Source organism: Moorena sp. SIO3I8, from assembly GCF_010692325.1.
GTDB lineage: Bacteria > Cyanobacteriota > Cyanobacteriia > Cyanobacteriales > Coleofasciculaceae > Moorena.
This window is the reverse complement of record NZ_JAAHHW010000015.1, coordinates 1-22,406: the sequence shown is the minus strand read 5'-3', so window position 1 is coordinate 22,406 and position 22,406 is coordinate 1. Positions and strand designations below refer to the sequence as shown.

The 22,406-nt window shown below is 44.4% G+C and carries 21 protein-coding genes; 10 read left to right on the top strand and 11 right to left on the bottom strand.

Annotated features, from left to right (window positions below):
• Positions 1–30: 30 nt before the first annotated feature.
• Positions 31–447, bottom strand: a complete 417-nt coding sequence (locus tag F6K51_RS08045) for a PIN domain-containing protein (protein WP_293019444.1) — start codon at positions 445–447, stop codon at positions 31–33.
• Positions 444–926: a hypothetical protein gene (locus F6K51_RS08040; protein ID WP_293019442.1), complete on the bottom strand. Its 483-nt coding sequence runs from the start codon at positions 924–926 to the stop codon at positions 444–446. Before F6K51_RS08040 ends, F6K51_RS08045 begins: the two co-directional genes overlap by 4 nt.
• A 175-nt stretch (positions 927–1,101) precedes the next feature.
• On the opposite strand from F6K51_RS08040, the gene F6K51_RS08035 reads away from it, so the two are divergent.
• The 3 genes from F6K51_RS08035 to F6K51_RS08025 are packed head-to-tail and all read left to right on the top strand — an operon-like array spanning position 1,102 to position 6,514.
• Entirely contained in the window at positions 1,102–2,451 is a 1,350-nt protein-coding gene (locus tag F6K51_RS08035) for an ATP-binding protein (protein WP_293019440.1), read from the top strand.
• Complete coding sequence (locus F6K51_RS08030; protein ID WP_293019439.1) at positions 2,406–2,597, top strand: hypothetical protein; 192 nt, start codon at positions 2,406–2,408, stop codon at positions 2,595–2,597. Before F6K51_RS08035 ends, F6K51_RS08030 begins: the two co-directional genes overlap by 46 nt.
• Entirely contained in the window at positions 2,594–6,514 is a 3,921-nt protein-coding gene (locus F6K51_RS08025) for a WD40 repeat domain-containing protein (protein WP_293019437.1), read from the top strand. Before F6K51_RS08030 ends, F6K51_RS08025 begins: the two co-directional genes overlap by 4 nt.
• Before the next feature lie 116 nt (positions 6,515–6,630).
• Here the strand turns inward: F6K51_RS08025 and F6K51_RS08020 are convergent, their stop codons facing one another.
• Positions 6,631–7,524, bottom strand: coding sequence for an Rpn family recombination-promoting nuclease/putative transposase (locus F6K51_RS08020; RefSeq protein ID WP_293019435.1), 894 nt, complete (start codon positions 7,522–7,524; stop codon positions 6,631–6,633).
• Between the two features lie 152 nt (positions 7,525–7,676).
• Between F6K51_RS08020 and F6K51_RS08015 the strand changes: the two genes are divergently transcribed.
• The gene (locus F6K51_RS08015; RefSeq protein WP_293019433.1) at positions 7,677–8,375 is read left to right on the top strand and encodes an acetoacetate decarboxylase family protein; all 699 of its coding nucleotides are present in this window, start codon (positions 7,677–7,679) and stop codon (positions 8,373–8,375) included.
• 22 nt (positions 8,376–8,397) lie between these two features.
• On the opposite strand, the gene F6K51_RS08010 is transcribed toward F6K51_RS08015, so the two are convergent.
• The 6 genes from F6K51_RS08010 to trmB form a co-directional block, all read right to left on the bottom strand.
• A complete protein-coding gene (locus F6K51_RS08010; protein ID WP_293019431.1) occupies positions 8,398–8,925 on the bottom strand; it encodes a tetratricopeptide repeat protein in 528 nt (175 codons plus the stop codon).
• A complete protein-coding gene (locus F6K51_RS08005) occupies positions 8,918–9,730 on the bottom strand; it encodes a transporter substrate-binding domain-containing protein (RefSeq protein ID WP_293019429.1) in 813 nt (270 codons plus the stop codon). Before F6K51_RS08005 ends, F6K51_RS08010 begins: the two co-directional genes overlap by 8 nt.
• Before the next feature lie 362 nt (positions 9,731–10,092).
• Positions 10,093–10,446, bottom strand: coding sequence for a 50S ribosomal protein L20 (gene rplT, locus F6K51_RS08000; RefSeq protein ID WP_008186586.1), 354 nt, complete (start codon positions 10,444–10,446; stop codon positions 10,093–10,095).
• A 65-nt stretch (positions 10,447–10,511) separates the two neighbouring features.
• Positions 10,512–10,709, bottom strand: coding sequence for a 50S ribosomal protein L35 (gene rpmI, locus F6K51_RS07995; protein WP_071107370.1), 198 nt, complete (start codon positions 10,707–10,709; stop codon positions 10,512–10,514).
• Positions 10,710–10,775: 66 nt separating this feature from the next.
• Complete coding sequence (locus F6K51_RS07990) at positions 10,776–12,068, bottom strand: hybrid sensor histidine kinase/response regulator (RefSeq protein ID WP_293019421.1); 1,293 nt, start codon at positions 12,066–12,068, stop codon at positions 10,776–10,778.
• Positions 12,069–12,194: 126 nt separating this feature from the next.
• On the bottom strand, positions 12,195–12,836 hold the full coding sequence (gene trmB, locus F6K51_RS07985; RefSeq protein WP_293019419.1) for a tRNA (guanosine(46)-N7)-methyltransferase TrmB: 642 nt from the start codon (positions 12,834–12,836) through the stop codon (positions 12,195–12,197).
• Positions 12,837–13,202: 366 nt separating this feature from the next.
• Between trmB and F6K51_RS07980 the strand changes: the two genes are divergently transcribed.
• Positions 13,203–14,312: a metallophosphoesterase gene (locus F6K51_RS07980; protein WP_075905363.1), complete on the top strand. Its 1,110-nt coding sequence runs from the start codon at positions 13,203–13,205 to the stop codon at positions 14,310–14,312.
• 67 nt (positions 14,313–14,379) lie between these two features.
• Here F6K51_RS07980 and F6K51_RS07975 read toward each other — a convergent pair whose 3' ends face one another.
• Entirely contained in the window at positions 14,380–15,720 is a 1,341-nt protein-coding gene (locus F6K51_RS07975) for a FecR domain-containing protein (RefSeq protein WP_293019416.1), read from the bottom strand.
• Between the two features lie 775 nt (positions 15,721–16,495).
• Between F6K51_RS07975 and F6K51_RS07970 the strand changes: the two genes are divergently transcribed.
• The 5 genes from F6K51_RS07970 (at position 16,496) to F6K51_RS07950 (ending at position 21,941) form a co-directional block, all read left to right on the top strand.
• Complete coding sequence (locus F6K51_RS07970) at positions 16,496–17,680, top strand: hypothetical protein (protein ID WP_293019414.1); 1,185 nt, start codon at positions 16,496–16,498, stop codon at positions 17,678–17,680.
• A gap of 173 nt (positions 17,681–17,853) precedes the next feature.
• Entirely contained in the window at positions 17,854–19,245 is a 1,392-nt protein-coding gene (gene trxB, locus F6K51_RS07965) for a thioredoxin-disulfide reductase (RefSeq protein WP_293019412.1), read from the top strand.
• 94 nt (positions 19,246–19,339) lie between these two features.
• The gene (locus F6K51_RS07960) at positions 19,340–20,224 is read left to right on the top strand and encodes an ABC transporter permease (RefSeq protein ID WP_293019411.1); all 885 of its coding nucleotides are present in this window, start codon (positions 19,340–19,342) and stop codon (positions 20,222–20,224) included.
• Between the two features lie 97 nt (positions 20,225–20,321).
• Complete coding sequence (locus F6K51_RS07955; RefSeq protein WP_293019409.1) at positions 20,322–21,209, top strand: ROK family protein; 888 nt, start codon at positions 20,322–20,324, stop codon at positions 21,207–21,209.
• Between the two features lie 249 nt (positions 21,210–21,458).
• Positions 21,459–21,941: a Uma2 family endonuclease gene (locus F6K51_RS07950; protein ID WP_293019407.1), complete on the top strand. Its 483-nt coding sequence runs from the start codon at positions 21,459–21,461 to the stop codon at positions 21,939–21,941.
• Positions 21,942–22,107: 166 nt separating this feature from the next.
• Here the strand turns inward: F6K51_RS07950 and F6K51_RS07945 are convergent.
• On the bottom strand, positions 22,108–22,406 hold a 299-nt coding region (locus F6K51_RS07945), incomplete at its 5' end, for a transposase (protein ID WP_293019406.1).

The following is a 22,406-nucleotide window of genomic DNA, read 5'->3' as shown; positions in this document are numbered from 1 at the left end:
AAATTAGCCTACCCTTAGTGCTATAGTTTTTTATTTATCAAGCATCAAAGCTCGATAACCAGCTTGGACAAAGTGCTTATCTGTAGTTAAAGCATCTGTTAAACCTTGTTCTTTCATAACAGCAAAGGAAATACAGTCAGTTAGACCCCAAGTTTTATCGGAACGAGCATAATATAGTTGCAAGGCACGTTGTAAAAGTGGTGTATCTACACTAACAACATACATATTTTCTGTCTGGTAACACTGTTGAATAAACTGAACTGCTATCACGCGATTAACCGCACTCAAAGCATTACCAACTTCTGTTAGCACGGCTTCAGTAACCCATACCTCCTTAGCATTTTTTACTCTAGGCAGTAGTTCCAGTGCTTTGTGATGGTATTGGTCGCGTTTATTTAACAAAGCTTGGATAAAAGCCGTGTCCAAGAACAACCGCTCCCCAGTCATAGCTCATCCTCAAGATTAGACTTAGGCGTACCATACAAATAATGGTCATGTTCAATAGCCCAGTCTGATGGTGCTTCAACTGTTCCAGCAAATTCTTCTAACACATCCCAGGCATTTTGGCTAGTAACTGTTTTCACTTCTGTCTCAATAGCAATTGCATAGCGCTTGCCCGGTTCGAGATTAACAGTTCTGTCTAAGCGTAAAACCTCACCATCGAAGATAGCTGTTAATACAGGTATCTTTCGAGCTTCTGTGCTGTCAGCCGGTTGAGTTTTAACATCTTGGCGGAGGTGAATTTCCTGTATTAGGTCTGCCCAGCTAAAATCTTCTGGTAATTTATCAATTAATCTACGTGCTTCTTCTTTGAGATTAAGGCTTGCCATAAATTTTATCCTCCAAGTCATTAAGCTAGTGGGATCACTTTGGCTGATCAGGCTCAGAGGCTCAATCACCAGGTTCAGAGGCTGATGCGATCGCACTTGCTTAAATTAGCCTACCCTTAGTGCAATGGATTACTATAGACAAAAATTACCTATTAGTGTACCCAAAAACGAATTAGAAATCGCAGCATTACTTATGATACATATACAGTCTTGAACCCTTGATGATCTGACACCCCACACCCCACACCCCACACCCCACACCCTACACCGGATGACTCTAAATTTCACCCAGTTTTACAAAGCCACTAACCCAAGCAAAACCCTCGATCTCACCCAGGCAGAAGACCAGAAGCTCTATATCGATTTTTCTTCCGTCCGAGGGGGAGCACTGATTCAGCAACTGAAAGCGCAAATTACTCTATTCTCGGAAGACCAGCCCACCTGTCAATTATTTACCGGACATATTGGTTGTGGGAAGTCTACGGAATTATCTCGACTCAAGGCTGAGTTGCTAGCAGAAAACTTTCATGTGGTTTACTTCGAGTCGGATCAAGACTTGGAGATGAATGATGTGGATGTGGGGGATATTTTATTGGTTATTGCTCGCCAGGTCAGTGAAAGTTTGGAAGCTAGCCAGGTTAACTTACAACTAAAAGGCTTTAAAGCTTTCCTACAGGAAATTACCACATTGTTGGGTTCCGATGTAACTGGGGTTGAGGTTAAGATTCCCAAGGTTGGTGAGTTTGGGGTCAAGGAAAAACAGGGAGAGTATTCCTTATCGGCAGGGATTGCCAAGATTACCACGAGAGCTAAAAATAGCCCAACCTTGCGTAATCGGTTGCGGGATTATATCGAACCTCGTACCAAAACCATTATTGATGTAATTAATACCGAGTTGATTGAGCCTGCGATCGCTCAACTCCAACACCAGGGAAAACGGGGACTAGTGGTGATTGTGGATAACCTTGACCGGGTGGAAATTGTGCCGAAGTCTTGGGGGAGACCACAACCGGAATATTTATTTGTGGACCGGGGAGAACAGTTGCGCCAACTCAACTGTCATGTGATTTATACCATGCCCCTAGGGCTACGATTCTGTAATGATATCGTTCGGCTTACCAATCGTTTCGGGGTTGAGCCGAAGGTGTTGCCCATGGTGCCAGTGACGCAACGGAATGGTAAGGAGTGTCAGGAAGGAATGGCGCAGCTCAGAGCCATGGTAATGGCTAGAGCTTTCCCTAAGCTAGCACCAGCGCAACGGTTGCAGGGGATTGCGGAAGTGTTTGATGCACCGGAAACCCTTGACAAACTCTGTTCTAGCAGTGGTGGTCATGTGCGGGAGTTACTGGCAATGGTTCGGGATTGGATTATGCTGGAGGGCAAGTTACCCCTATCCCGGGCAGGGTTAGACCAGGTTATTGGTAGTCGCTGCAATAAAATCCGATTAGCGATTGATGAAGAGGAGTGGAAATTATTGCGTCAGGTGCATCAGAACCAAGAAGTAAGTGGTGACGACCATTATCGAGTACTGGTGCGTAGTCTATTTGTGTATGAATACTATGACACTCAAGGGTCTTGGTTTACAGTCAATCCGATTTTGGTAGAAACGGGCAAGTTGTAGGAGAGGGAATCGGGAATCGGGAATCGGGAATCGGGAATCGGGAATTGGCAATTGGGTTAGCAAGAATGCGCTTTGAGATTGATATTGGTAATTATTGGTCTGTTGAATTTGGAAACACCATGACACCGATTGCCATAACTCAATGACTAATAGTAAGCCAGAGGATCATCACCAACAAGCTAATCATCAACAGCTATTGAAGCAGCTGGCTTGGGCAATGGAAATGGGAGCCAGTGAACAGGAATTTTCCTTAATCTTTGCCCATTGTAATTATACCCAGTGGCGAGACCAGTTGATTCAACAGCTGGCAGAGGTTTGTTCGGTAGAGATTTTACCGATTGGGTTAACTCCCGAGGTGACCCAGCTCTACAGGACTATATACAGCAAGATTCAATCCCAACTGGGACAACAACCGCCCCAAGGGATTATGGTGTATGGCTTTGAGGTGGTCAGAGACCTTGAGCAACTGCTGAGATTAGCCAATCGAGTCCGGGAAGAGTTTCGCAAACAGTTCCATGTCCCGGTTTTATTTTGGGTAGATGACCGAGTATATTCCCAATTCCTGCGCTCCGCCAGGGATTTGGCCAGTTGGGGAACCGGTTCAACCCTGGACTTTCAAATCTCTACCGCTAACGTAATCGAATTTATCCAACAGGTTACTGATCTTGGGTTTGCTCAAGTCTTAGCTGCTGGAGCCGCTGGGGGTCTTCACCATGGACAGAATATCAGTAACCAGCAGGTGGCGGACTTAGGCCAAGCTTGGCAAGACTTGCAACATCGGCAGGTAGCATTAACGCCAGACTTAGAAGCCAGTGTGGAATTTATCCTAGGTCGAGGAATTCCCCATAATCTCAAGCAGTCTAAGAAGCATTATCAACGAAGTTTAAAGCTATGGGAAGATCTCCTGGGAGTTTACCCTTCTTCCGACCCCGAACATCTAATCCGATACGGATGTGTTCTCTTCTATATGGGGCAATGGTGGCGTACCTATGCTGATCAAGACCGGAATCAGGGTAAGGAACATTGCCTAAGGGCTAGAGACTATTTTTTGCGATCGCATAAAGCCTTTGATCAAGCCAAGCGTTTCGACTTAGTAGCTAAGTTTATCAATCCCTTGGGGGAAATTCTACAAAGACTAGGGCTATGGCATGAGTTATATCAGTTAGCTAAAAAAGCCTTAACCCTCCATCAAAAATATCCCAACCCGGTCTGGCTTGCCCATGATTACGGCTTTCTAGCGGCACAAGTCGCCATTGCTCGCTCCCAATGGCCTCGGGTCAAGAAATTGGCCACTAAAGCACTGGACATCCTTACCGATGCCCAGCATTCTGTGCAACGCCCTGGTGACCTGACTCTCGAGCAGTTGGACTGGGCGTGGGGACTTCATCAAGGTTGGTATCGCTTATCCTTAGCCAGAGCCTACAAGCATCTCGGTCAACCCCAAAATGGAATTGCCCATCTTGAGCTTGCCAAAGACCACACCAATCCTAACTTGAATCCCTATCAATATATTAAAATTCTCAGAGAATTGCGACAGCTCTACTTTGACCAAGGGGAGTATCAAAAAGCCTTCTCAGTTAAAGCATATCAGCAATCAATCGAGTATCAGTTCCGGTTTCGGGCATTTGTGGGCGCTAGTCGATTGTCCCTCAAGGAACGAATCAGGGATACTCAGGCAACGGTAAACGAAAAGCCGATGATTGTAGCTGATCAAATTGCTGCCTCTGGTCGAGAGCAAGCGATTAATGACTTAGTTGAGCGTATTGGTCGCAAAGACCACAAACTAACGGTAATTTATGGCTCCTCCGGCGTGGGTAAAAGTTTTCTACTTCAGTTTGGTTTAATTCCTAGATTACAGCAAGACAGTATTGCCGCTCGGGATGTCGAGCCAGTGTTGCTGACCGTTTATAACCGGTGGGAGCATAGGTTGGCTGAAACGATAATTAGAACAGACCAGGGGGGAGAGGGGAAGGAAATTCTGGACAAAATTCTCCACCAGCTGGGAGACAAGGCTGACACTAATCGACTGACGGTTCTAATTTTCGACCAGTTTGAAGAATTTTTCTTTCAGTATCCTCAGCCACAGCAACGGCGAGTTTTTTATCAATTCTTAAAGGACTGTCTAAACCTTGAGGCAGTGAAGGTGATTCTGGCCTTGCGGGAAGATTATATCTATTATTTATTAGAGTGTAATGACCGCCTGATTAGTTTAGATGTCGTCAATAATGATATTCTCAGCAAGGATGTCCTCTATTACTTAGGTAATTTTGATCAGCGCCAGGCGACAGCGGTGATTAAACAGTTAACGGATCAGGCTAAATTTTCCTTAGAACCAGAGTTAATTGAGCAATTGGTGGAAGATTTAGCAGCAGAAAATGAAGGAGTGCGTCCGATTGAATTGCAGGTGGTGGGAGCGCAATTAGAAACCGAGGCAATTGTGACCTTGAAGCAGTATCAGCAAGGGAGCGATAAGGCCAAATTAGTTGATCGTTATCTGGAGGCTGTGGTTACGGATTGTGGACCGAAATACCGAGAAACTACCTGGAAATTGTTGTTTCTCTTGACCGATGACAAGCAGCTTCGACCCATAAGAACTGAAACTGAATTAGCTAGTGTATTAACTTTACCCCCAGAGGAGCTCAGCCTGATTTTGGAGATTCTAGTAGGCTCTGGTTTAGTGTTTCAGATTCAACCAGGAACGGAAGATGGCTATCAGTTGGTTCATGATTATTTAGTAAGTCCGATTCGGAAGAAAGTTGAGGAAGAAAAGCGGATTTTAGATCAAGGGAAGCAAGAAGGACTAAAACTAGAACGAGCAGGAGTTGAACATCTTAGCCAATTTCAGTATAGCCCGTTTGATGCCTTACTAGCAGCTATGGAGACCGGGAAAGCATTGAAAGCAATGGTCACGAAAAATACTCCCTTGAAAGACTATCCTGCTGCTAATCCTTTACTGGCTTTACAACGAATTCTTGACCAGATTCAGGAACCTAGACTTGGGAATTATCAGGGTAGGGTTAGGCAGTTGCAATTCAGCCGGGATGGTCAGCGGCTGCTTACTGCTGAAGTTGAGGGAATGGTGAGGTTGTGGTATCTCAACACTGGGCAAGTCCAACAATTTCAACAATTTAAGGGGTATCGGGGTAAGGTTAGGCAGGTGGAATTTAGCCGAGATGGTCAGCTCCTCGCTAGCCTTGGAGAGGACGGAATGGTGAGGTTATGGGATCTCAAAACTAGGCAAGTCCAACCATTGAAGGGGCATCAGGGTAAGGTTAGGCAGGTGGCATTGAGCCGGGATGGTCAGCTGCTGGCTAGTGCTGGATTTGACGGAAGCGTGAGATTGTGGAACCTTAACACTGGGCAACTCCATGAATTGAAGGGGCATCAGGGTTGGGTTTGGCAGGTGGCATTGAGCTGGGATGGTCAGCTGCTGGCTAGCGCTGGAGTTGACGGAATTGTCAGGTTGTGGAATGTCAACACTGGCCAAGTCCAGGAATTGAAGGGGCATCAGGGTAGAGTTTACCAGGTGGAATTTAGCTGGGATGGTCAACTCCTCGCTAGCGCTGGAGTTGACGGAATGGTGATATTGTGGAAAGTCAACACTGGCCAAGTCCAAGCATTGAAAGATCATCAGGGTTGGGTTAGGCAGGTGGCATTGAGCCGGGATGGTCAACTCCTTGCTAGCGCTGGAGTTGACCGTAGCGTGCGCCTGTGGGATGTCAAAACTGGGCAAATCCAGGCATTGAAAGGTCATCAAGGTTGGGTTGACCAGGTGGAATTTAGCCGGGATGGTCAGCTGCTGGCTAGCGCTGGAGTTGACCGTACCGTGCGCCTGTGGGATTTAAGGGGTCGGCAAATTGCCCAATTCGAGGGGACTCGCCTAGTGTTCCACCCATATGGGTCGCAACTGGCTACCATAGACGAGGATACCATCAAGCTGTGGCGGGTGGACACCCTGGATGGACTCTTAGCTAGGGGTTGCGCTTACTTACGTAGTGATTTAAGGTATAGTTCTGTTAATTCGGAACTGAAGGCGTTTTGTGATGGCTTACTGGAAGAATGAATGTAGAATGTAGAATGTAGAATGTAGAATGTAGAATGTAGAAGGCAAAATGTAGAATTACAAATTCTCAATTCTTAATTCTCAATTCTCAATTCTCAATTCTTAATTCTTAATTCTTAATTCTTAATTGATTCAATCTCTTCCCGAGAAAGTTGGGTAATTTTCATAATAGTCTCCACATCTAAACCTTGTTCCCGGCAGGAACGGGCGATCGCTATTTTTTCTTGTTTTATCCCTTGTTCAATACCTCGAATTTCTGCCTGTTCCACTTGCCATTTGGTCTCAAGCTCTTGGGTACTCAGGATACTGGCTTCGTCACGCTTGTTGTTGATATAACGCTCATAAGCTACTCGTTCTTGTTCTGATAAATTATTAACTCGTAGCGCCTCCTTGGCTTCGGCTATTCCTTTGGCAGAAAATTCCGCTTTGATGTCGCTGTTTTTCAGAAAATAAATCCATTCATCTAAGGGGTTTTTCGCTAAATCCTTAAAATTCCTTACTTTCAGCAGGTAGTATTCTGGGAAGATATCTGCTACTTTATTGATGTGAAATTTAAATTCCTGAGTTTTTGTCGGTTGCAGGATATCCCCGAGATTAGCCCCAATGAACTCTCCCCGATAGGAATAAATATAGTCATCTCCCATTCCCAGGTTAAAGTAGACTATATTGATTGAGTAGACTTTTTTAATTTGACCGTACTCTTGACCTTTGTCTAAGTATTCGGTGACTAACTTAGAGGCACCGTAGAGCATACGGTGGAAATAATCGTGTTGAGGATTGTTTTGTACTTCAATCAGGATCAGCTCGCCATCCGTGGTTTCAGCGAGAATATCAACTCGGTTGGTTTTATCATCGAGGGTCTCTTGATTAGCTTCGCTTTCCAGAAGGGTTTTGATGGTAATATCAAAATGCAACAACTCACTTATAAACCCTTCCAAAACACCAAAGTTAGCTTTATTCCGCAGCAGTTTTTTGATTGCCCAATCAAAGCGAATATGTGTATCTGGCATTGTCTTGTGCTGGTGCTACTGTTCTCGATTATCTCGATTATATGTAAATTTTACTAATTGACTAAATTGGTAATTTTTATCATAATCGGCATAATCTTGGATTCCTTTCACAAAAATCAACGGATTAAGCATTTTACCTAGAGGATGTTCCGATGACTTACCCAAACCCACCCTGGACACTACAAGGCTACGCCATCCAAACCTTGCAGCTGATTGATATTGAGCGAGTGCGATCGCTAATTCCCCCAGAATTTGACATCGTCTCCCTCTGGCCAGGAAAGACTCTAGGTGGGGTGTATCTATCCCTGTACGGCTCAGGGTCAGTCCTAGAATACAGTGAATTAATTGTAGTTGCTGGCAGAGTGCGCTATTCCCGCAAAACTGGCGGCTGGATTTCCCACATCTACGTCGATAACCACGATTCTGTCGCAGGTGGTCGAGAAATTTGGGGATTACCAAAAGAGATAGCTGAGTTCACCTGGGAAAAATGCGAACGACCAAAGGTCACGCTACGCGAACGCCCTACCAGATATCAACATCGGGTCACCGTCCGTCAAGGAGAGAATACCCTGTGCCGCTTCAGCTACAATCACGCTAAGTTTGGCTGGCAAGTCCCTCTAAATGACAATGTCTTAAGCACCCTCTCAGGCAATATTCTCTACTTCAACGGTGATTTTAAATCCCGCTTAGGCTTAGTGGGTAGCCAGTTAGAGGTCCCACCTGAGAGTCCCTTTGCCAATCTAGGGCTCAAGCAACCATGGTTAACCCTTGATATGGATAAGCTGTGCTTAATCGCTGGTGTACCAGAAGTAGTAGGACAACTAAATTCATCCTTGATAATTCATGCTTGATACTTGATACTTCTGACTTTATTCAAGCTGGTGTAACCAAGCGTTTCCGGAGAGATTCTGCTCGACGCTTAGCGGTAGAATTCTTGGGTTCATACTTGAGCGCCTCATCATAAGCTTCTAAGGCTTGAGCAGTTAATTGCTTGCGCTCATAAACATGACCGAGATTGTTGAGGGCTGTGACATATCCAGGCTCTTGCTTCAAGGCTTCTTTGTACTGGCGAATAGCCAGATCATACTGTTCTTTGGCACAATAGGCGAAACCCAAAGCATTATAGACAGGAGCAAGGTTTTCTTCGTCAGCATCAGTCCCTTTCAAGGCTTTTTGAAATAGCAGGATAGCTTGACCAAAGAGCTTCTTGTCCGCATAAATACTGCCCAATTCATAATACTCTATAACCGTCCCCCGGTCTTTTTGCAGCTTTTTTTCCAACCGAGAGAGAGTGGTTTCAATTTTACGAGTTTTGAGAACTTGGCGCAGCACAGCGACAGTAACACCAGCAAGTAGGACTAGCAAAACTGAGAGATAAATAGTTGGCAGTGTATCATTCATAAGGCTTGACAGTTTTTCTTCTTAATGGTAATCCCCAAACAGTTGCTCGTTGAGCTAACCAACCATCTGCTTGCCAACGTGCGATCGCATTATTCACGCGCTGCTTTAGCTTGGTGTATTGTAACCCCTTAGGCATCACCACACACAAGGCTTCACCCGAGAGCCACACTGGTAGCATCCGATACTCAGGATAGTCTTGTACCCAGCCACTGAGAATGCTCTTATCGGCAGCAAAAGCATCAGCCCTACCATTTTCTAAAAGCGATCGCGCTTCTTGGTAGGAATCTACTCCCACCACCCTAGATTCCGGTAAAGCATACTGCACGACGGCAATTGTGCTAGAATGATTGAGTATGGCTATGGTTCTGCTATGGAGATCACCCAATCTGGTAATTAAGGGGTCTTTAGTAATCAAACCCGTGCCATCCAGGTAGTAGGGGATACTAAAATCCACTAATCGGCGGCGAGGTGCTGTGGCTGTGACTCTAGCAATTGTCAGGTCAACTTCACCGTCCAAAACCACCTTAAGTCGGTCAAGATTTCCCACCTGCTGCAACACCACCGCATCAGAATTACCTAACAGTTCTTCTGCTAGACGTCGTGCTAAGTCAATTTCCAATCCTTGTAACTTGCCATCGGCATCCCTATATCCCAAAGGGCGCAGATTATCTTTGACAGCAACAATCAACTGACCCCGCTGCTCTATTTCCTCAAGTTGAGCACTCCCAACCCGTAACGGTGTCAAAAAAGACATCGCCGTCAATCCGAATACCATACCAAAGTTGAAGAATTTTTGCTTAAGCATCGGTTGGGGAATCAAAATTGGTAAAGAAATTGGTAAAAAGGTAAGGTATTCCCTGTGAATTCAGGAACTTAACTGAACAAGAAATACCCAATTAAATACCAATTAAATACCAATTAAAGATACTAAGTGAAGAGGGGTGAGCTAACTATTATAATCTATAATAATCAAAATAACCAAAGTTTTTTTATCACCCGACAACTTAATCCTTTACGGATTACCTATTTACCCAAAACCCAAGTTTTTAAGCTTGCTAAGCATTCAGCCGTCAGCGATTGGCCTTGGCCTATGGCCACGCGGGGCGCGTTTGGCCAAAAGCTGAAGGCTGACCGCAGACGCGCGTAGGGTGCGCGTAGCGCATATGCTTACTCAGCTTTAGCCGCTAATTCCACCACTTTGTTAAAGCTATCTGGATCCAGCACTGCCAGCTGTGCCAACATCTTGCGGTTAATTTGGATATTGGCTTTTTTCATTTGACCCATCAGCTGGCTGTAGCTAATGCCATTTTGACGTGCTGCTGCGTTAATGCGAGTAATCCACAGACGTCGAAAATCCCGCTTGCGCTTGCGGCGATCACGATAGGCATTCCGCAGCGCTTTCATCACTTGTTGGTTAGCAATGCGGAAGAGTTTCGAGTGGGAACCTCTGAACCCCTTAGCAAGTTTGAGAATTTTTTTGCGCCGCTTACGAGCGACATTACCGCGTTTTACCCGTGTCATGGTTAATTCTAGCTAGTTTGTTTACTTTAGTAGTAGTGTTAGCAGTAATGGTCTACTGTTAAGATTTACATATAAGGCAACATCAGGCGAACATTATCCGCATCCCGTTCGTCTACCAAGCTCAGCTTAGACAAGCGTCCCTTCCTTTCTGAGGTCTTGTGTTCTAGTAAGTGATTTTTAAACGCTTTGCGGCGTCTTATTTTACCACTGCCAGTAGCTCTAAAACGCTTGGCAGCTGATTTGCGGCTTTTTAGTTTAGGCATTGACGGATTATAATAATGGCACAATTTATTATTGTATACCAATTGCTGCGTAATTAAGTGACCGGCTTATTCCTCTTCTGGTAAATTCTTGGGCAAGGTGATGGTAAAGGTTGTTCCGACACCCACTTCACTTTCCACGTGAATCTTACCACCGTGGGAGTCTACACAACTTTTGACAATTGATAACCCTAGTCCTGTTCCTGGGATTATACCCACATTACTGGCACGACTAAAAGACTCAAACAATTTTGGTTGGTCTTCTTTAGGGATGCCAATACCTTGATCAATTATCTGTAATATGACTTTCTCTTCATCTCCGTTTAGTTGTACTAAAATAGTCCCACCATCGGGAGAATATTTAATGGCATTGGAGATGATGTTAGTCAGAATTTGTCGAAGGATTTTGGGGTCTCCTAATATTGGCTCCCAGTCTCTTTCACTACTAAATATTAGCCGATGTTTAGCCCCAAGGCTTGATTTAATTGGGCAGAATAACTCCTGACAAAATGTTACTAAGTTCAAAGCAACTGGTTTCAATTCTAACTTATCGAATTCTGCTTGATTAATGAATAATAAATCATTGACTAGGGTAGTCATATGTTTGACCGCAGCTTGGATCCGCCAAAAATGTTTAAGTTGCTGAGAATCAGTAAATTTATGACGGTACTTTTCTAGGAGTTCCACAGAGGATAGAATTGTCATTAAAGGTGTACGGTACTCATGGGATATGGTAAAAATAATCCGAGATTTAAGGTCACTGACTTCTTTTTCACGCTCCAGTGATTGACGCAATTGCGATTCCAAGTTCCGTAGCTGTTCTAAGTAATCTCTTAGTTCCACTGTGCGAGCTTGGATTCTGGTTTCAAGTTCTTGATTGAGGGCTTCTAAAGCAGCTTGAGCGGAAATGCGATCGCGAATTTCCTGTTGCAGCAGTTGATTTTGCTCAATCAGTTGTGTTTGTAGCTTGTGCAGAGTCAATTGATTCTCCACACGGGCTAAAACTTCCTCAACCTGGAATGGCTTGGTGATATAGTCAGCACCACCAACAGCAAAGGCTTTCACCTTGTCCCAAGTTTCATCCAAAGCACTGATAAAGATTACTGGAACTCCCTGGGTTTTTTGATTAGATTTCAGCTGTTTACAGACCTCATAGCCATCGATCTTTGGCATTATAATGTCGAGTAAAATCAAATCCGGTGGATCACACAATGCTGATTCCAAGGCAAGTAGTCCATCGATCATGCTCCTAACCTGATAGCCTTGCTCAATCAGGATCGAAGATAGCAGCTGCAAATTGGTTGGTGTGTCATCCACAACCATAATTTCTGCCTGAGTTGCCTCAGCTTGATGGTTATTCATGCTTTAATTAGGTAGAGCGAACCATAGGGGAGAAGCAAATTGGGCAGGAGCATACAGACCAGTAGCCCGCTGATCTGATTGAATCAGAAGGCGGTTTGGCTACCAGTGTTCCTACTCCACGATTCCTTAAACATCATCACGGCGAAAGAACAACATTCGGTACACAGGTTCACCACGAGCGAGGGTGGAAATTTCCCGTTCAGTAGCCACTGGCAGGGGGTTGGTTGGCAGCCAAGCAGTCTCTGGCCGGTAGAAGACTGGATGAGCATCGAAACGCGATCGCATTTCCACTGCCACTTCCTCCACATCGGATTGTAGAAAGACCTCCCCTCCACTGGTCAAATAAGCCCCTAGAGTATCAACCAAGGTGGGCTGCACTATACGTCGTTTGGCTTGTCGCTTCTTGAACCAAGGATCAGGAAATTGAATAGTGACGCGCTGCAAGGCACCAGGGTGCCAAGAGCTAAAGAGTGAATCTATAGAACTATTAGCATTACAGAACAAAAATAGGAGATTGCTCAACCCTAAATCCACCACCTTACTGTTGGCTTGTTTTACCAATGGTTCCCGAATTTCTAACCCCAAAAAATTCCAGTGGGGTTGTTGTGTTGCCATCTGCAATAAAAATTCCCCTCTCCCGCAGCCAATATCCAGATGTAATGGAAGAGCCGTTTGGGCATAAACTTGATTCCAATCCGGAGGACTCACCGGCATCTGATATTGCTTGCTAAGTGGATTAACGTGTTGTCGCACTCGAACTCTAGCCAACCTTAGCACCTCCTTACTTTACTCAGGGGATGGGGGATCAGGGATTAGGGGTTATATCCCTAATCTAGTTGTAAATGTCAGATCTAGGTGCGCGCCTCCAAGGGCGCGAGCAATCCCTCGCGCCCTTGGGTCGCACCTCAATGAACGCAATTCCGACTCATCTCTATTTATCCTAAATGTAATCTTTAAAATTTTTTATAGACTAAAGCTTAATTATGTAAGGCTAAATTAAAGATTATCCATTATTGTTTAGGTGAGCAGTTAAATGTAACCTAAACAAGGAGTTGTAATGGTATAACAGCAAACGTCATGAGCGATAATTTTAATAATAATTAATCTAGGGTTTAATCAAGAAAAGTTTTAGCTATGAGTTTAAATTTTCGCTTTGCCGTGGTAAGTGACCTACATATCGGGTTACCCCAAACCATCTGGGATCATCCCAATCGGTTTCATTTGGTAGAAGTTAGTATTCCAGTCCTAGAAAGGATTCTGGAGGATTTAGAGCAGAAAGCCTTGGATTTCCTCCTCCTACCAGGAGACTTAACCCAGCATGGTGAACCAGACAATCATGCCTGGTTACAAAAGCGATTGAGCCAGTTGCCTTTTCCAGTGTACGTCGTACCTGGAAATCATGATGTCCCCAATATCTTACCCAATGAACACTCGATTGGACTAAAGGAATTTCCTTACTACTATCGCCAATTTGGTTATGAAAATCCCGAGCAGTTGTACTATACCTGTGAAGTTTTGCCTGGAGTACAGCTGATTGGGTTAAATTCTAACCAGTTCGATACCGGTGGTAAACAGGTAGGGCGTCTTGATCAGCAACAGCTGATCTGGCTTGAGCAATTGCTTTCCCAGTGCCAGGATAAATTGGTGCTGGTGATGGTGCATCACAATGTGATCGAGCATTTGCCCGATCAAGCTAACCATTCCTTGGGACATCGGTATATCTTGGAAAATGGTCCAATATTACACAATATTCTCAAAACTGCTGGGGTCAATCTACTCTTTACAGGTCACTTGCATGTACAGGATATCGCCTATCAAGAGGGAGTCTACGAAATCACCACAGGTTCATTAGTTAGCTATCCTCACCCCTACCGGATATTGCAGTTGTGTACCGATAATCAAGGAAAAAGATGGTTACAAATTGAATCTCATCGAGTGGAGTCAGTCCCTGGTTGGGAAAACCTACCCCAGATATCTAGAGAATGGATGAGCGATCGCTCTTATCCATTCATGGTGAAACTCCTGACTTCTCCCCCCTTAAATTTACCGTTACCAGATGCCCAGAAACTTGCTCCGAGTCTACGCTACTTCTGGGCTAATATTGCTGATGGTGATGCTGTATTCAACTTTCCTGAGTTTCCTACCCCAGTTCGTCGCTATTTTGAGTCATTTAGCTGCCATACCAGTGATGGTAAACCTGCTCTGATTGATAATCAGACCACTCTGTTGCTGACAAAAAACTAATGACTAAGACGGCTTTTCTTGAATAAATTCAAGCACTACAACTAACCTGATAAGCTCAGGGATTTCCTCAACCAGGGAAGCCATCCTCTACTCCTTGACCTTGACCAGGGAAGCCATCCTCTACTCCTTGACCTTGACCAGGGAAGCCATCCTCTACTCCTTGACCTTGACCAGGGAAGCCATCCTCTACTCCTTGACCTTGACCAGGGAAGTCATCCTCTACTCCTTGACCTTGATCCGGTAGCTGAACAGGAATTTCCGGTTCACGCTCACGCTCCGGCTCCGGTTCCGGTTCTGGCTCGGGCTCGGGCTCGGGCTCAGGCTCAGGTTCCGGTTCCGGTTCCGGTTCCGGTTCTGGTTCTGGTTCTGGTTCCGGCTCAGGTTCCGGTTCCGGCTCGGGCTCGGGTTCTGGTTCTGGTTCTGGTTCCGGCTCTAGTGGTTTGTCAACGTCTTCGGGATCCAGTTCAACAGTTTCATCCTCCTGCTCAGTGTTAAGAAACTCACCGGTTTCCAAGGTAGACCTGATATCTAACTGGTTAACCTGATCAGTGATATCGGCATTGGAATTCTCAGAACCCACATCTTGATCGAAGACATCAACACCACCATCAATCACACTAAAATCAGCACTGGGAAACTCGTCCGATTCACTCCCCCGAAGACGAATGAAAGTAGGATTAACAATTATGTTGTTGCCAATAATAGGAACTTGCGCCTCTAGAGCATCTGCAATTTCCCCTCGCACTAAATCCAAAGCTTGATCTGGACTATCCGCCGGTCCTGTCTGGGTCAAATTCAGCCCTTTGACTAATTCACTGGTTTCATAAAACTCTCTGAGGTCAAATTCATAAACCTGCTCAATTTGATCCTCGGTTATAACCACGATCTGCCCAGCTTTTAATTCCTGAACTTGAGAACGAGTGCGATTATAGACCACAATACCGCTATTGGTCAGAGCTCCAACAATTGTTGTATTGGTATCAGATATATATCGCATGAACAGAGCTGACCCCCTAATCCCAGCCACGGCATTGGGTGTACGCACTCGAGTTTTACCCCGATCTGGAGGAATTAACAGCAGTAGTGTGCCATTAGATAGCTCAAAGGTACGACTTCTAGGTATAAATCGAAAGACAGCTAACTCTCCTTGTCGGGCTAGGGAACCATCATTGAAGCGCAGTTGAGCCATGGAGGAGCGAGCTGTTACCAGTGCATCTCCTATCGTCATGGCATCAGATGGACGGGCTGGTCGAGCTGACTGATTTTGAGGAATCAATCGCACTCGGTTACGTAGCTTCTGTAGCACAGCACTAGTTAAGGGAATTTCGGCACTGACTGGTTTAGAACAAATTAGTGAATTAACGCTCCATAGAGAGATGGAAAGTAGTAGGACTGTCTTGCGAAACACGGGGCAACTCCAATAGCTCAAAGGTCAGTATTGTCAGGTAGTTGAGAGGTCAGCATTCAGCTAATGCGCTACAGATGGTGCTACTTGAGGTGCTATCAGCTGATTTAACAGAGATTAAACGAATGCTTAGCTCTTTTCTTGATGCAGTCGCGCTTTAGACCCTGGAACTTTCCCGATCAGAACCTCAAGTAGCGTGGGTGGCACAGGCTTTGGCCTTGGCCTTTAGGCCACGCGGGGCGCGTTTGGCCACGCTGTGCGAACGACGCTGGGAGGTAGCGCATTAGCTGATAGCTTACGGGGCTTTGGCGTTGCCTTCTCGAAGAGTAGGTACAAAACTCTCCTATACGACATTCTGTAGGCTCTAAGTCAAGTCAGGATATTTTTTCTTCAGAGTAGTATGAAATACAGGTTAGTCAATCCTGAAAACACCGCTGGTGGTTAGTAATTATTAGCTGGGAGAAAAATACCCTACCTGCATTGATCAATTTTGGTAAGCTGTTGCTCATTTAACTTGTCTATTTTTTAGTCAGGGAGCAGAAATCCCCCCTAACCCCCCTTAGTAAGGGGGGAAGGGAGCCTCGGAGCAGGGAGCAGGCCAAAAATACTGTGTACCTCATTGTTAGGAAAAACCCTGTAGACCGCTCACAGCTTAGCAACGACTATTCTAGAGTAATGAGTATTAAACTATCATGATTGAACTTTATTATTTTTTTTAAAAAAAAATTTTTATTATCTTAATTTGTTATTAATTTAACGATATTTTTTTTAATTAAATATGGTTTCAAAAAATAAAAAACATCACGACAACTCTGAGGATGATCATCCTCCCCAGCACCAGATTAAAAAAACCTATTTAGCTACTTTGGGACATCTGATTTTCTTAAGTACACTGACCATCAGTAAACCCGCTTGGTCTGGATGTTACCCCATAGACAGTATTTCCCATCAGCCAGCAGTCAGTTTAGTTTTTAGTGGTACAGAACACCAAGCTAATACTGATCAGGTAAAACAGCATTGTACTCCTAAGTTATCTCAGGTGAAAATCGGGAGTGGTGGAGAACTATTATCTTCCTTTGTTGTCAGTGAGCATTCATCGAGTTCTAGCTCAACTGAGGTAGTTGACAGGTCACAGATATCTCAAGGTAAACCTGCTTCTGGAGATAATAGTTCAAACTCAGATTCCAACGCTAATGATGGAGACCCGGAACTGGGGGTGCTCCGTTTGCGGCTCCAAGAAAAACCACCGACTCCCCCTAAACCTACAGTATATTTACAGGGTAGAGTCAGTTATTTCAGAAGCGATAATATTTTCGCTGGAGTCGATCCAGTTGATGATGGTCTGTTGAGACCAGGACTAACCCTATTAGCTGTACCATCCCTCGGACCTGACACTAAGCTCATAACCTCAGTAAGTGGTAATATAGTGCGTTATGGAGATAGATCCCAACTTGATTATAATCAACTGAAAGTTAACCTAGGAGTTCGTCAGAAGTTATTGAAAAGAACCTATGGGGAGTTAGGATGGAGCAATCAACAGTTATTCAAGCAAGAGGGAGGCGATCGCTTCGCTCATTATAATTCTGTATATCTTAGACTCAGCCGACGGGATTGGTTAGCAAAGGACTTAGCCTTAGATACGTCCTATAAGTTAAACCTACGTTTTGCTGATCCAGAGACACGCTCTAAGATTAGTAATGTTTTCAGAGCATCTTTAGCCTATTACCCCTATCCCCGATTTAAAGCAGCTCTTAGTTACCAACTTGCCTTATCTGATTATACCGAAAGGGAACGGTATGATAACTATCATCAGTTAATTGGTCGTGTCAGTTATAAGATTTCTAGTAATAGTCAAATTTATTTGTATGCTGGACAAAGCTTTGGTTCTTCTTCCAACTCCAGAATTAATTTTGATGGGACAGTTTTCGGTACAGGTATGAGTTTTAATGTACCTCTGTTTTGATAAAGTCAGGTTGTACGCTTTTCAGCAGTCAGCAGTCAGCAGTCAGCAGTCAGCTGAATTCTTACCTCCAAAGCGCCCCTATTCACAATTTAAATGTCTTACAACATTCGCTAAGTTGTATATGGTATACTCAGTTATACTGAAAACGTAGTCGTTATGAGTTTGTTTATCAGATGTCCAACTCCTCTGTAGAAAATCTTGTCATCATCGGTTCTGGTCCTGCCGGTTACACAGCAGCGATTTATGGGGCACGAGCTAACCTGAAACCCTTAATGTTTGAAGGCTTTCAAGCTGGGGGAATCCCTGGTGGACAGCTGATGACTACTACAGAAGTAGAAAACTTCCCTGGCTTCCCAGAGGGAATCACCGGACCTCAATTAATGGAACGGATGAAGGCTCAAGCAGAACGCTGGGGCACTGAATGCTATACCGAAGATGTGATCGTTGTAGACTTAAGTCAGCGTCCCTTTACTGTCCGCTCTGAGGAACGGGAAGTAAAAACCCATAGTATTGTGATTGCTACCGGGGCGACAGCGAAACGGTTGCATTTACCCAGCGAAGCTCAGTACTGGAGTAATGGGATCTCAGCTTGTGCCATCTGTGATGGTGCATCTCCCCTTTTCAGTGGTAAGGAAGTGGCGGTAGTCGGGGGGGGTGACTCAGCGGCAGAGGAAGCTGTATATTTGACCAAGTATGGTTCCCATGTTCATATGCTAGTACGTCGGCATGAGATGCGAGCTAGCAAAACCATGCAAGACCGGGTGTTGAATAATCCCAAAATTACTATTCACTGGAATACTCAGCCAGTTGATGTGTTTGGAGACAATGGTTCGATGACTGGCGTAAGAGTCCAGGATACTGAAACTGGTGAGGAAAAGGATATTTCAGTTCGGGGGATGTTTTACGCTATTGGTCACACTCCTAACACATCCTTATTTAGAGGACAACTGGAGTTAGATCAGCTCGGTTACATTGTCACTAAATCCGGTTCGGTGGAAACCAGTGTCGAGGGAGTCTATGCTGTTGGTGATGTCCAAGACCATGAGTTCCGTCAAGCTATCACTGCGGCTGGAACAGGTTGTATGGGGGCTATGTTAGCAGAACGCTGGCTATCTGCCAATAACCTAATTCATGAGTATCATCAACAACCGGCATCAGAACAGCCAACGGCTGAAAAACCTGAAGAAACTGAAGAAAAACCAGTAGCTGAGACGGCGGAAACCTTTGATATTAATGAAACACGCCATCTGGGGGGCTATGCCTTGCGTAAACTGTTCCATGAAAGCGATCGCATAATCATGGTCAAGTATATTTCCCCCAGTTGTGGTCCTTGTAAAATTCTCAAGCCCATGCTGGATAAAGTAGTAGATGAGTATAATGGCAAAATTCACTTTGTCGAGATCGATATTGACCAAGACAGAGAAATAGCTGAAAATGCTCAAGTGGTGGGAACACCTACCGTACAGTTATTTAAGGACAAAGAGTTCCTAGCGGAATTTAAAGGAATTAAGCAAAAGAGTCAGTATCGTCAAGCCATTGAACGCTATTTACCAACTACTGTTTAAGAGATAGGCAAAAGGCGAAAGGCAAAAGGCAAAAGGTTCACAAGATTGTTTACCTGATCAGTATGATAAATGCTATCAGTATCAAGGATGAAGGATGACCTCAACCAAACAATCATTCCCCAGCTTTTTGTCTTTTACTAGAGGGCCTAGTCTATCCATCAAACTAATGGTAGCAGGACTAGTGATTACTGGGTGCTTTATTGTAGTAGCCATTTTCGCTCCCACCTTTCAAGCTTGGGGATGGCTACAAGACCCTACCCAGTCCCTCAGTAATCCCATTCATGAAGCACCGAGCTGGAATCACTGGTTTGGTACCTCTCGCCAGGGTTATGATGTTTTCTCTCGCACCTGGTTTGGCTCTCAAGCTGCTCTAAAAGTAGTCGTTCTCGCTACCACCCTCAGCCTGATCATTGGTGTCCCTTTGGGGTTAATCAGTGGTTATCTCGGTGGCAAACTCGATCGGGTATTACTGTTTTTAATGGATACGATCTATACCTTGCCAGGACTACTGCTATCGGTGACTCTGGCCTTTGTAGTCGGTAGAGGAGTCTTCAATGCTGCGATCGCATTAAGTATTTCCTATGTCCCCCAATACTATCGGGTAGTCCGGAATCACACCACTAGCGTCAAAACTGAATTGTTCATCGAAGCCGCTCAAGCCCTGGGGGCTTCCCCTGGTAGGATATTATCGCGCTATCTATTTCTGAATGTGATTCAAAGTGTACCAGTTCTATTTACCCTCAACGCCGCTGATGCGATTTTAATCTTGGGAGGACTGGGATTTTTAGGATTAGGATTGCCAGAACAAACCCCAGAGTGGGGTCATGACTTACGTCAAGCCCTCGATGCCTTACCAACTGGGATTTGGTGGACAGCGCTCTTCCCTGGTTTAGCCATGACACTGATGGTGGTAGGATTGTCCTTAGTAGGAGAAGGATTAAGCGAGTTGATTAATCCCCGATTTCGTCAGAAACATTGAAATTCAATAAAACCCTCTTGCCTTTTGCCTCTTGCCTTTTGCCTTTTGCCTTAAAATGCCTAAGGACAAATGACTCATGACAAATCACTAAGGACTAATGACTCAAGCCATAGGCATTGATTTAGGTGGCACTGCGATTAAGTTGGGACGCTTCCGTGAAGATGGAACCGAATTGGAGTCTCTAACAGTAGATACACCCCAACCAGCAACACCAACAGCGGTGATCGAAGCAATAGTAGCAGCAATCTCTCGTCTCGATACCAGGGAAGAAGTAATTGGTATCGGGGTTGGATGTCCTGGCCCTGCTGATGTTGCTGGAAGAATTGCTAAAGTTGCGATTAACCTAACGGATTGGCACGATGTTCCCCTAGCCGATCAGTTAGAAGCCAAAGTCGGTTATCCCACAGTTGTTGCTAATGATGCTAACTGTGCTGGTTTAGGAGAAGCTTGGTTAGGGGCTGGTCGTCGGTTTCGGAATTTGATTCTACTCACCCTAGGCACAGGGGTAGGAGGGGCAATCATTTTCGATGGTCAACTCTTCACAGGTCATCTCGGGTCTGCTGGGGAGTTGGGCTTAATTAATCTATATCCCGATGGTCCCGAGGGTAATAGTGGTAATCGGGGTTCTCTAGAGCAATACCTTTCCATTAGGGCAATCCGAAGCAACAGTGGCAAAGAACCAGCAGAACTTGGTAAATTAGCCCAAGAAGGAAACCAGGAAGCCTTAGAATTTTGGGCAGATTACGGACGCTTATTAGGGATTGGGCTAACTAGTCTTATTTATCCACTGACACCAGAAGCCATTATTATTGGTGGTGGTATAAGTGCTAGTGCCGAGTTTTTCTTGCCAACAACTCTAGCAGAAATAGAGCAACGAGTTTTGCCTTCCTCTCGTACTGGTTTAGAGTTACTTAAAGCAGAATTAGGGAATCGAGCTGGAATGGTGGGAGCAGCACGATTGGCTTGGCAAAAACACGTAAAATGAAGAATTTAGAATTAATAATTTAGAATTAAGAATTAAGAATGAAGAATTAAGAATTAAGAATTAAGAATTAAGAATTAAGAATGGAGAATTTAGAATTTAGGTTGAAGGTTGTTTTATGGAAAGGATAAATTAGTGCGTAGGGTGTGTTAGGGGCGGGCTTGCCCTAATTTTCTCAGTAGCCAGTTTTGGGACAGCCCGCCCCGTAACGCACCACCAGGTCTGCCCATACCCTATTGATTCCAAAAAACCATGATTGCCAGTCCACAGCGTTACCGGATGACTTCCCAAGAATACCTGGAGTGGGAACGGACTCAGGAGATTCGTTACGAGTATAGCGATGGGGAAGTCTTCGCCATGACCGGAGGCTCGAAACCTCACAACCGGATTGCTTTAAATTTGGCTAGTGATCTAAATACTCACCTACAAGACAGTAGCTGTGAGGTCTATATGGTAGATGTGAAGGTAAAAATATCTTCAGTTCGTTCCTACCACTACCCAGATGTAGTAGTAACTTGTGATTCCAGAGATCAAGAGTCTAACCAGTTTATTCAGTATCCCTGTCTGATTGTAGAAGTGCTCTCACCCTCTACAGAGGCATACGACCGGGGCAATAAGTTTGCTAAATACCGTAAGCTAAAAACCTTGCAGGAGTATGTTCTAATCCAGTCAGAGACAATAGGAGTAGAGTGTTTTAGACGTAATCAGCAAGGGTTTTGGGTACTTTATCCTTAAGCACCTAAACAAAATTAATTACATATTCTTCCCCAAAATTGTCAAGCACTTTTTTGAGATATTTAAGAAAGCTTTTCCAGTTTTCGTAAGCCTCAATTTCAATCCACTCATACTTAATAAATTTCCAGAAAATTTCAATTAAGTTGTGCTTGGGTGAGTAAGTAGGTTACCAAAATATATCTAAATTATTACCTTGCCATTCTTCTAATTTTTCTAGGATTTTATTGCTTGTGTGTATTGAAGCTTGGTCCATTACTACTACAGTTAATTTAGATAATTTTTTACTAAAATTATCTAAAAAATTAATCACGATTTCACTATCAATTGAACCCTGATGGATTTCGTAATCTAATTGATTTTCACATCCCATTAATCCGAGAACATTAATTCTTTTGCTTTGGGAACTATTAATAGTTATTCTTTTTAACTTTTCTTGCCATCCATAAGGAATATCTGGCTTCAAAG

Coding starts and splice junctions, on each gene's coding strand:
- F6K51_RS08045 (WP_293019444.1), bottom strand. CDS start 447: ATGACTGGGGAGCGGTTGTTCTTGGACACGGCTTTTATCCAAGCTTTG.
- F6K51_RS08035 (WP_293019440.1), top strand. CDS start 1,102: ATGACTCTAAATTTCACCCAGTTTTACAAAGCCACTAACCCAAGCAAA.
- F6K51_RS08025 (WP_293019437.1), top strand. CDS start 2,594: ATGACTAATAGTAAGCCAGAGGATCATCACCAACAAGCTAATCATCAA.
- F6K51_RS08020 (WP_293019435.1), bottom strand. CDS start 7,524: ATGCCAGATACACATATTCGCTTTGATTGGGCAATCAAAAAACTGCTG.
- F6K51_RS08015 (WP_293019433.1), top strand. CDS start 7,677: ATGACTTACCCAAACCCACCCTGGACACTACAAGGCTACGCCATCCAA.
- F6K51_RS08010 (WP_293019431.1), bottom strand. CDS start 8,925: ATGAATGATACACTGCCAACTATTTATCTCTCAGTTTTGCTAGTCCTA.
- F6K51_RS08005 (WP_293019429.1), bottom strand. CDS start 9,730: ATGCTTAAGCAAAAATTCTTCAACTTTGGTATGGTATTCGGATTGACG.
- rplT (WP_008186586.1), bottom strand. CDS start 10,446: ATGACACGGGTAAAACGCGGTAATGTCGCTCGTAAGCGGCGCAAAAAA.
- rpmI (WP_071107370.1), bottom strand. CDS start 10,709: ATGCCTAAACTAAAAAGCCGCAAATCAGCTGCCAAGCGTTTTAGAGCT.
- F6K51_RS07990 (WP_293019421.1), bottom strand. CDS start 12,068: ATGAATAACCATCAAGCTGAGGCAACTCAGGCAGAAATTATGGTTGTG.
- F6K51_RS07980 (WP_075905363.1), top strand. CDS start 13,203: ATGAGTTTAAATTTTCGCTTTGCCGTGGTAAGTGACCTACATATCGGG.
- F6K51_RS07970 (WP_293019414.1), top strand. CDS start 16,496: ATGGTTTCAAAAAATAAAAAACATCACGACAACTCTGAGGATGATCAT.
- trxB (WP_293019412.1), top strand. CDS start 17,854: ATGTCCAACTCCTCTGTAGAAAATCTTGTCATCATCGGTTCTGGTCCT.
- F6K51_RS07960 (WP_293019411.1), top strand. CDS start 19,340: ATGACCTCAACCAAACAATCATTCCCCAGCTTTTTGTCTTTTACTAGA.
- F6K51_RS07955 (WP_293019409.1), top strand. CDS start 20,322: ATGACTCAAGCCATAGGCATTGATTTAGGTGGCACTGCGATTAAGTTG.
- F6K51_RS07950 (WP_293019407.1), top strand. CDS start 21,459: ATGATTGCCAGTCCACAGCGTTACCGGATGACTTCCCAAGAATACCTG.